Raw genomic sequence first — 7,395 nt, 5'->3', positions numbered from 1 at the left:
GGCCGACATTTCGCAGGAGGATCTTCCGGTGGATTTCGAATTCTCGGACGCGGAACAGGAGTTCGTCGCCAAGGTCGACGCCTTCATCGAGGCCAACCGCGACCCCGAAGTGATGGACGTCACCCGCGAGAACATGGCGCAGATCTGCGACACGCCGAAGCGTCGGGCCTTCATGAAGAAGATCGGGCAGGCGGGGTGGCTCGGCATGAGCTGGCCGAAGGAGCACGGCGGCTCCGAGACCGGCGGCCTCTACGAGTACCTCCTGAACGAGCGGCTCGCCGCCGTCGGTGCGCCTCAGATCGGAAAGGGCGTCGGCATCGTCGGCAAGACCCTCATGCGCCACGGGAACGAGAAGCTGAAGCGCGAGTTCCTGCCGAAGATCCTGAACAACGACGTCGAGTTCGCCGTCGGCTACAGCGAGCCGCAGGCGGGCTCGGACGCGGCCGCGATGGCGCTCAAGGCGACGCGCGACGGCGACGGCTGGCGGCTGAACGGCCAGAAGATCTTCACCACGTCGGCGCACTTCGCCGAATGGTACTGGGTCGGCGCGCGCACCGACCCCGACGCGCCGAAGCACAAGGGCATCAGCCTGTTCCTCGTGCCGATGAAGGCGCCCGGCATCAGCGTGACGCCGATGCCGACCATCGGGGACGAGATCACCAACATGGTATTCCTCGACGACGTGTACGTCCCGAACGAGTACATGGTCGGGGAGCGCGGGCGCGGCTTCAACTACATCTCCGAGGCGCTCGACCTCGAGCGCTTCACGATGTTCACGTTCTCGCCGATCCAGCAGCGGCTGGATCTCCTCCTCGACTACGTGGCGACGGAAGAGCGCGATGGCGTGCCGCTGCGGGACGACCCGGTGATCCGGCAGAAGATCGCCCGGCTCGCCACCGAAGCCGAGGTGGCGCGCGTGCTCGGCCTGCGCTTCGTCGCGGCCTCGCTCGCGGGTGGCGCGGCGCCCACCGCCGAGGCGTCGGAGTACAAGCTCTACGCGACCGAGTTCTCGCGCCGGCTCGCGAACGCGTCGATGGACATCGGTGGGCCGGGCGCCCAGCTCCGCGTCCGCACCGAGGGCGCCCCGATGGGCGGCCGCGCCGAGTCGACCTACCGCTACACGGTGATCGACACGATCGGCGGCGGCGCCTCGGAAATCCAGAAGAACATCATCGCGCGCCGGAAGCTCGACCTTCCGAAGAACTTCTGAGTGCCGACGCGGTCATGAGCTCCGGGGGTAGGTCGATCATGGGCTCCGGCTTCCTCCACGATGTCACTGTGCTCGATCTCGCGAGCGTCGGGCCGGCGGCGCGCTGCTCGCGCATCCTCGGGGACTACGGCGCGGCGGTCGTGAAAGTGGGGCCGCCGCCGGCGAAGCAGGGCGTGCAGATCCAGCCGCCGTTCTTCACCTACAGCGCGGGCCGTGGGACGCGCCGCGTACAGATCGATCTGAAGCAGCCGCGCGGCAGGGACGCGTTCCTCACGCTCGTGGCCGGGGCGCAGGTCGTGATCGAGAGCTTCCGGCCGGGCGTCGTCGCGCGGCTCGGCATCGGCTGGGAGGCCGCGCGCGCCGTGAACCCGGCGATCGTCTACTGTTCGACGAGCGGCTACGGCCAGGACGGTCCGCAGGCGGCATGGGCCGGGCACGACCTCAACTACCTCGCGGACGGCGGCTTCCTCGCGATGAGCGGACGGCGCGCCGACGGCGGTCCGGCGCTTCCCGGCGCGACCATCGCCGACGCCGCGGGCGGCGGCATGCACGCGGCGATCGCCATCCTCGCGGCGCTCGTGCGCGCGCGGCAGGGCGGAACGGGCGCCTACCTCGACGTGTCGGTCGCGGAGGGCGTCCTGGCGCTCATGGGCCTCACCATCGACGAGCACCTCGCGACCGGCCGCGCGCCCGCGCCGGGCGGAGACCTCCTGACGGGACGCTACGCCTGCTACGACGCCTACCGCACGCGGGACGGCAAGTGGCTGTCGGTCGCGGCGATCGAGCCGCAGTTCTGGGCGAATCTGTGCCGTCTCCTCGAGCTTCCGCAGTGGGCGAAGCACCAGCGCGACGACGAGCGGCAGGAGGCGATCCGGGCCGACCTGCGGCGCGTCTTCGCGACCCGCGATCGCGACGATTGGGTCGCCCGCCTCGCGGGCAACGACACCTGCGTCGCACCGGTGCGCGAGATCGCCGAGCTGCCCGCCTTGGAGCAACACGCCACGCGCCGCGCCTTCGTCGATGCCGAGCACCCGACGCGGGGGCGCTTCCGCCAGCTCGCGCCGGTGCTCGCGGGATGCGAGCGGGCGCCCGCGTACCGCGTGCCGGAGGCGGACGCGACCGACACCGATGCCCTGCTCGCGGCCGCCGGCCTCGACGCGGCGGCGATCGCCGACCTTCGCCGCGACGGGATCGTCGCGTAGACCACACGAACGGGAACGCACATGGACCTCCATTTCACCGAAGAACAACGCATGCTCCGCGACACCGTGCGGAGCCTGTGCGCCGAGCAGTCGCCGATCGAGATCGTGCGCAGGATGGAGGACGATCCGATCGGCTTCCCGGCCGCGTTCTGGAAGCAGCTCGGCGAGCTCGGGGTCACCGGCCTCACCGTGCCGGAGGCGCATGGCGGCGGCGGCCAGTCCGTCCTCGAGGCGATGATCGTGTACGAGGAGCTCGGCCGAGCGCTCGCGCCGTCGCCGCACTTCGTGTCGGCGGTGCTCTGCGGCGGCGTGATCGCGCGCGCGGGCACCGAGGCGCAGAAGCGTGCGTGGCTCCCGCAGATCGCGTCCGGCGAGGCGATCCTCACGCCGGCGTGGCTCGAGCCGCGCGGCGGCTACGGACCGGCGGGCGTTCGGCTCGCGACGACCGGGAGCGGCGGCGACGTGCGGCTCTCCGGCGCCAAGCGGCACGTCCTCTTCGCGAAGGCGGCGACCCGGCTGCTCGTGCTCGCGCGCAGCGGCGCGGGGGCGGACGACGTGGAGCTCTACCTCGTCGATCCGACGGCGCCCGGCGTGACGCTCACGCAGCAGCACACCGTCGCCTCCGACACGCAGTACGAGGTCGTGTTCCGCGACGTGCCGGTCGCCGGGAGCGAGCGCGTGGGCGCGGCCCGCGGCGGGTGGAGTGTCTGGAACGACGTCATGCACGAAGGGATCGTGCTGCTCGCCGCGCAGGCGATGGGCGGGGCGGAGCGCGCGCTCGAGATCACCGTGGACTTCGCCAAGACGCGCCATCAGTTCGACAAGCCGCTCGGCGCCTTCCAGGCCATCGCCCACTATCTCGCCGACGCGGCGACGACGGTCGACGGCGGCCGCACCCTCGTCCACGAGGCCGCCTGGGCCCTCGCGACCGGGCGGCCGGTCGCCAAGCTCGCGCCGATGGCGAAGCTCTTCGCCTGCCGCACCTATCGCGACGTGACGGCGATGGCGCAGCAGGTGCACGGCGGCATCGGGTTCACCACCGAGTACGACATCCAGCTCTTCTTCCGGCGCGCCAAGCAGCTCCAGCTCTCGTTCTGGGACGACCGCTACCTGGAGGAGCTGGTGGCGGCGGCCGCCCTCGCCGGGCGGAGCGTCGCCCCGGGCTGAGGCGCATGCGGGAGCTTTTCGAAACGCTCGATCGCTGGCGGGCGGAAGGACAGGCGATCGCGCTCGCGACGCTCGTGCAGGTGCACGGATCGGCGCCGCGCCTGCCGGGCGCGCGCATGCTCGTTGCCGGGGACGGTCGGATGGCGGGCTCGGTGAGTGCCGGCTGCGTGGAGGGCGACGTCGCGACACGGGCGGGGCGCGTGCTCGCGACCGGGGCGCCGGAGCTCGTGCGTTACGGGATCGCCGACGACTCCGAGCTGGCCGTCGGGCTCACCTGCGCCGAGATCGAGGTGCTGATCGAGCCCTGGGGCGACGCCCCGGCGTGGCGGACCGTGCGGCGCGCGCTCGCCGCGCGGGAGCCCGTGGTGCTCGTGGTTGCCATCGCGCCGGGGGCGACGGCGGCGCGGTGCGCGGCGCTCGCCGCGGACGGGTCGGTCACCGGGGAGCTCGACGGCGCGGCGGCCGAGGCGGCGCGCGGGATGCTCGGCTCGCGGGCGGTGAGCGTGCTCACGCTCGGTGACGGCCCGGGTGCGGGCACGGTCTTCCTCGAGGCGTTTCCGAGGCCGGAGCGGCTCGTCGTGCACGGCGGGAACCACGTCGCGATCGTCCTCGCGCGCATGGCGAAGCAGGTAGGCATGGACGTCACGGTCATCGACGCGCGGAGCGCCTACCTCTCGCGGGAGCGCTTTCCCGACGCGGACGCGCTCGTGCACGCGGCGCCGGCGAAGGCGCTCGCGGCGCTCGACCTCGAGGACGCCGCCGTCGTCAGCCTGACGCACGACCTCAAGCACGACGTGCCGGCGCTCGCCGCCGCGCTCTCGGGCGGCGCGGCATACGTGGGCGCGATGGGAAGCCTGCGCACCCACGAGAAGCGGTGCCGGGCGCTCGCCGCCGCCGGCGTGGCCGCCGCCGACGTCGCGCGCATCCGGACGCCGATCGGCCTCGACATCGGGAGCCGCACGCCCGAGGAGATCGCGGTCGCGATCCTCGCCGAGATCCTGGCGGTGCGTGCCGGTCGGGACGCGCGGCCGCTCCGCGAGCACGGCATCGTGCACGACGCGGGACGGGCGCGCCGTGTGCGGGGCGCGCGGTGAGCGGGCGCGTGGGGCCGCTCGCCGGCATCGTGCTCGCCGCCGGCGGGTCGCGCCGCATGGGGCGGCCGAAGCAGCTCCTGGCGCTCGCGGGTCGGCCGCTCCTGCAGCACGTCCTCGATGCGGCGGCGGCGTCGGCGCTCGCCGAGATCGTGCTCGTGCTCGGCCACGAGGCGTCCGCGGTCGCGGCGGCGCTCGACCTCCCGGCGCGGGCGCGCGTCGTCGTGAACGACGCGTGGGCGGCGGGGCAGGGCACGTCGCTCGCATGCGGCGTGCGCGCGGTCGCCGCCGGGGAGGGCATCGCGGCCGCCGTCCTGCTCGGCGACCAGCCGGGCGTCGATGCGGCGCTCGTCGACGCGATGATCGCGGCGTTTCGCGCGACGGACGCCGCCGCGGTGCGGCCGGTCTGGCGCGACGCGGATGGCGCCGCCCGTCCCGGACACCCGGTCGTGCTCGGGCGCGAGCTCTTCGCCGAGGCGGCGACGCTTGCCGGTGATCAGGGCGCCCGCGTCCTCTTCGCGCGCGCTCCGGAGCGGCTGCGGGAGATCGCGCTCGCGGGGGCGCCGCCGCCCGACGTCGACGAGCCCGAGGATTATCGACGCGTCACGGACGCGGCGCAGATGACGCAGACGGGAGGCCTCTAGGCGTGGCGATCGAGATCACCGAGACGTTCCAGGTGCGGGCTCCGATCGAGCTCGTGTGGCGATTCCTCCTCGACCCCCGGCAGGTCGCGCCCTGCATGCCCGGAGCGGAGCTCGACGAGGTCGTCGACGAGCGTACGTTCCACGGTACGGTCAAGATCAAGGTCGGCGCGATCACCACGCGCTACAAAGGGAAGGTCCACCTCACCGAGGTCGACGCGAACGCGCGGCGCGTGCAGATGGCGGCCGAAGGGCGCGAGACCGGGGGCGGCACGGCCAAGGGGGGAATGATCGCCGAGATGCGGACGCTGCCCGACGGCCTCACCGAGGTCGTCGCGAAAGCGAGCGTCGACCTGACCGGCAAGATCATGCAGGTCGGCCGCGGCATGATCCAAGGCGTGTCGCACCAGCTCTTCCTGCAGTTCGTGTCGGCCGTGCAGGGGCATCTCGAGCCGCTCGCGGCCGCCGCCGCGGCGAACGCGGCGGCGGCACCGGCCGCCGGCGCGGAGGCCGGTGCGCTGACGCCGGAGGTCCTGCCGCCGCCGCTCCCGAGGCCCGAGGTCGAGCAGAAGGCGATCCGCATCGTCCCGCTCGTATGGAGCGTCATCTGGGCGGCGATCCGTCGCTTCGTGCAGCGGCTCTTCGGACGGACGCCGGCCTGAGCGTGGCGCCGCCCGCGCACGACGTGATCCGCTGCGAGCGGGCGTCGAGGCGCTTCGGGCCGGGGGCCGCGAGCGAGGGCGTGGTCCACGACACGCTCACAGCGCGAGCGCCACGAGCCCGCAGCCGATCCCGAGGCACGCGCCGGCGACGACGTCGGAGAGATGGTGCACGCCGAGGAGGACGCGGCTCGCGGCGACGAGGGTCGCCCAGAGCGCGAGCGCGGCGCCGAGCCACGCGGATCCGAGGCCGGAGGCGAGAACGGCGACCAGGAAGGCGCGCGCGCTGTGGCCGGACGGGAACGCGTGCGGGTCGCTGCGGCGGTAGGAGGCGCCCCATTCGCCGGCGGGACGGGCGCGGCGGGTGAGCGTCTTCCCGAGCTTCACGACGAGCCCGGTCGCGAGGACCGCCGCCGCGACGCCGAGCGCCCGGCGGCGGACGAGCGGATCGCCGGCGGCGGCGACCGCGAGGATCGCGAGCACCCAGGGCCAGCCGTCGGCCGAGCGCGCGAACGGAATCGCGACCGCGCGCAGCCGCGGCGAGCGATCGCCCGCACGGCGGAGGCGGGCGGAGAGGCGCGCGTCGCGAGCGAGGAGCGCGCGCCGGGCGTCGAACCGTCGAGCGCGCGCCGCGCAGGACCCGCCTCGCGGTTCGTCGGTCACGCGGCACCTCTAACCCGCATTGCTCACCCGGTCCACGCTCCGCCACGAGCGGATGAGTGCGCAACGGAATACGCGGGGATTGCGCGGCGGGCTGTGGCGCGCGCGTCGGTGTGAGTTTTCTCGGACGAGGCGAGGATTTTCTCTTGACCTCGCTCGGTGTCGCGTCCATAGATCGCCCGCGCGTTGCGGTGCGCGACCCGAGAATGAAGCCGTGACTCTCTCGCTCGACGACGTCAGACTCGTCCTTCTCTGGGACCTGTATGGTCGTTCGTGGGATGCACTGGCGGCGCGGCTCGCGGCGACGACGTTCACGGTGAGCGGCTGGACGGAGCGCGCGAGGCGGCTCGCCGCGGTCGGCGGCTTGGCGTTGCGCCGTCGGTGTCGGCGCGCGACGGTGGCGGAGCGCGAGGACGCCGTCCGCTGGCTCGTCGGCCTCGCTCCGCGTCCCGCCCCGGCGGCCGTCGACGCGACGGTGCGCTCCGCGACGACGCGTGCGCTGGTGACGCGGCTGCGCACGTCCTTTCCGGCGATGCCGCGCGCGGAGATGGAGGAGCTGATCCGGCGCGGATCGCACGTCGTCACGGAGCTGGTCGCGCTGCTCGCGAGGGCGCGCCTGACATCGGCGGGGCGCGCGTTGTTGTGGCCGGTGGTCGTTGCCGGTGAGATCGGAGATCCCGGCACGATCGGCGTGCTGGCGCGGCTCCTGCGGCACCATTCGATCGAGATCGCGACCGCGGCGGCGGAGGCGCTCGGGCGGATCGG

At 73.6% G+C, this 7,395-nt stretch carries 8 protein-coding genes; 7 read left to right on the top strand and 1 reads right to left on the bottom strand.

The annotated features are described in order from the left end of the window. The first annotated feature begins 28 nt into the window (after positions 1-28). The 6 genes from IT293_02315 to IT293_02290 are packed head-to-tail and all read left to right on the top strand — an operon-like array spanning position 29 to position 5,973. A complete protein-coding gene (locus IT293_02315) occupies positions 29-1,210 on the top strand; it encodes an acyl-CoA dehydrogenase family protein (protein MCC6763472.1) in 1,182 nt (393 codons plus the stop codon). A gap of 38 nt (positions 1,211-1,248) precedes the next feature. Beyond that, positions 1,249-2,412 (top strand): CoA transferase, encoded by a 1,164-nt coding sequence (locus IT293_02310; GenBank protein MCC6763471.1) that lies wholly within the window; start codon positions 1,249-1,251, stop codon positions 2,410-2,412. A 21-nt stretch (positions 2,413-2,433) separates the two neighbouring features. Beyond that, on the top strand, positions 2,434-3,579 hold the full coding sequence (locus IT293_02305) for an acyl-CoA/acyl-ACP dehydrogenase (protein MCC6763470.1): 1,146 nt from the start codon (positions 2,434-2,436) through the stop codon (positions 3,577-3,579). Positions 3,580-3,584: 5 nt separating this feature from the next. Next, complete coding sequence (locus IT293_02300) at positions 3,585-4,673, top strand: XdhC family protein (GenBank protein ID MCC6763469.1); 1,089 nt, start codon at positions 3,585-3,587, stop codon at positions 4,671-4,673. Further along, positions 4,670-5,314 (top strand): nucleotidyltransferase family protein, encoded by a 645-nt coding sequence (locus IT293_02295; GenBank protein ID MCC6763468.1) that lies wholly within the window; start codon positions 4,670-4,672, stop codon positions 5,312-5,314. Before IT293_02300 ends, IT293_02295 begins: the two co-directional genes overlap by 4 nt. 2 nt (positions 5,315-5,316) lie before the next feature. Continuing rightward, complete coding sequence (locus IT293_02290) at positions 5,317-5,973, top strand: SRPBCC family protein (GenBank protein ID MCC6763467.1); 657 nt, start codon at positions 5,317-5,319, stop codon at positions 5,971-5,973. Between the two features lie 96 nt (positions 5,974-6,069). Here the strand turns inward: IT293_02290 and IT293_02285 are convergent, their stop codons facing one another. Beyond that, a complete protein-coding gene (locus IT293_02285) occupies positions 6,070-6,633 on the bottom strand; it encodes a phosphatase PAP2 family protein (protein ID MCC6763466.1) in 564 nt (187 codons plus the stop codon). 211 nt (positions 6,634-6,844) lie between these two features. Between IT293_02285 and IT293_02280 the strand changes: the two genes are divergently transcribed. After that, the coding region (locus tag IT293_02280) for a hypothetical protein (protein ID MCC6763465.1) at positions 6,845-7,395 on the top strand (551 nt) is incomplete at its 3' end.

The sequence above is a fragment of the Deltaproteobacteria bacterium genome (genome assembly GCA_020848745.1).
In the GTDB taxonomy this organism is placed as follows: Bacteria; Desulfobacterota; Binatia; order UTPRO1; family UTPRO1; genus UTPRO1.
This window is presented reverse-complemented; position numbering and strand designations above follow the sequence as displayed.

Excerpts from the sequence above, each read along its gene's own strand:
- IT293_02310 (MCC6763471.1), top strand. The coding sequence starts at position 1,249 with ATGGGCTCCGGCTTCCTCCACGATGTCACTGTGCTCGATCTCGCGAGC.
- IT293_02305 (MCC6763470.1), top strand. The coding sequence starts at position 2,434 with ATGGACCTCCATTTCACCGAAGAACAACGCATGCTCCGCGACACCGTG.
- IT293_02300 (MCC6763469.1), top strand. The coding sequence starts at position 3,585 with ATGCGGGAGCTTTTCGAAACGCTCGATCGCTGGCGGGCGGAAGGACAG.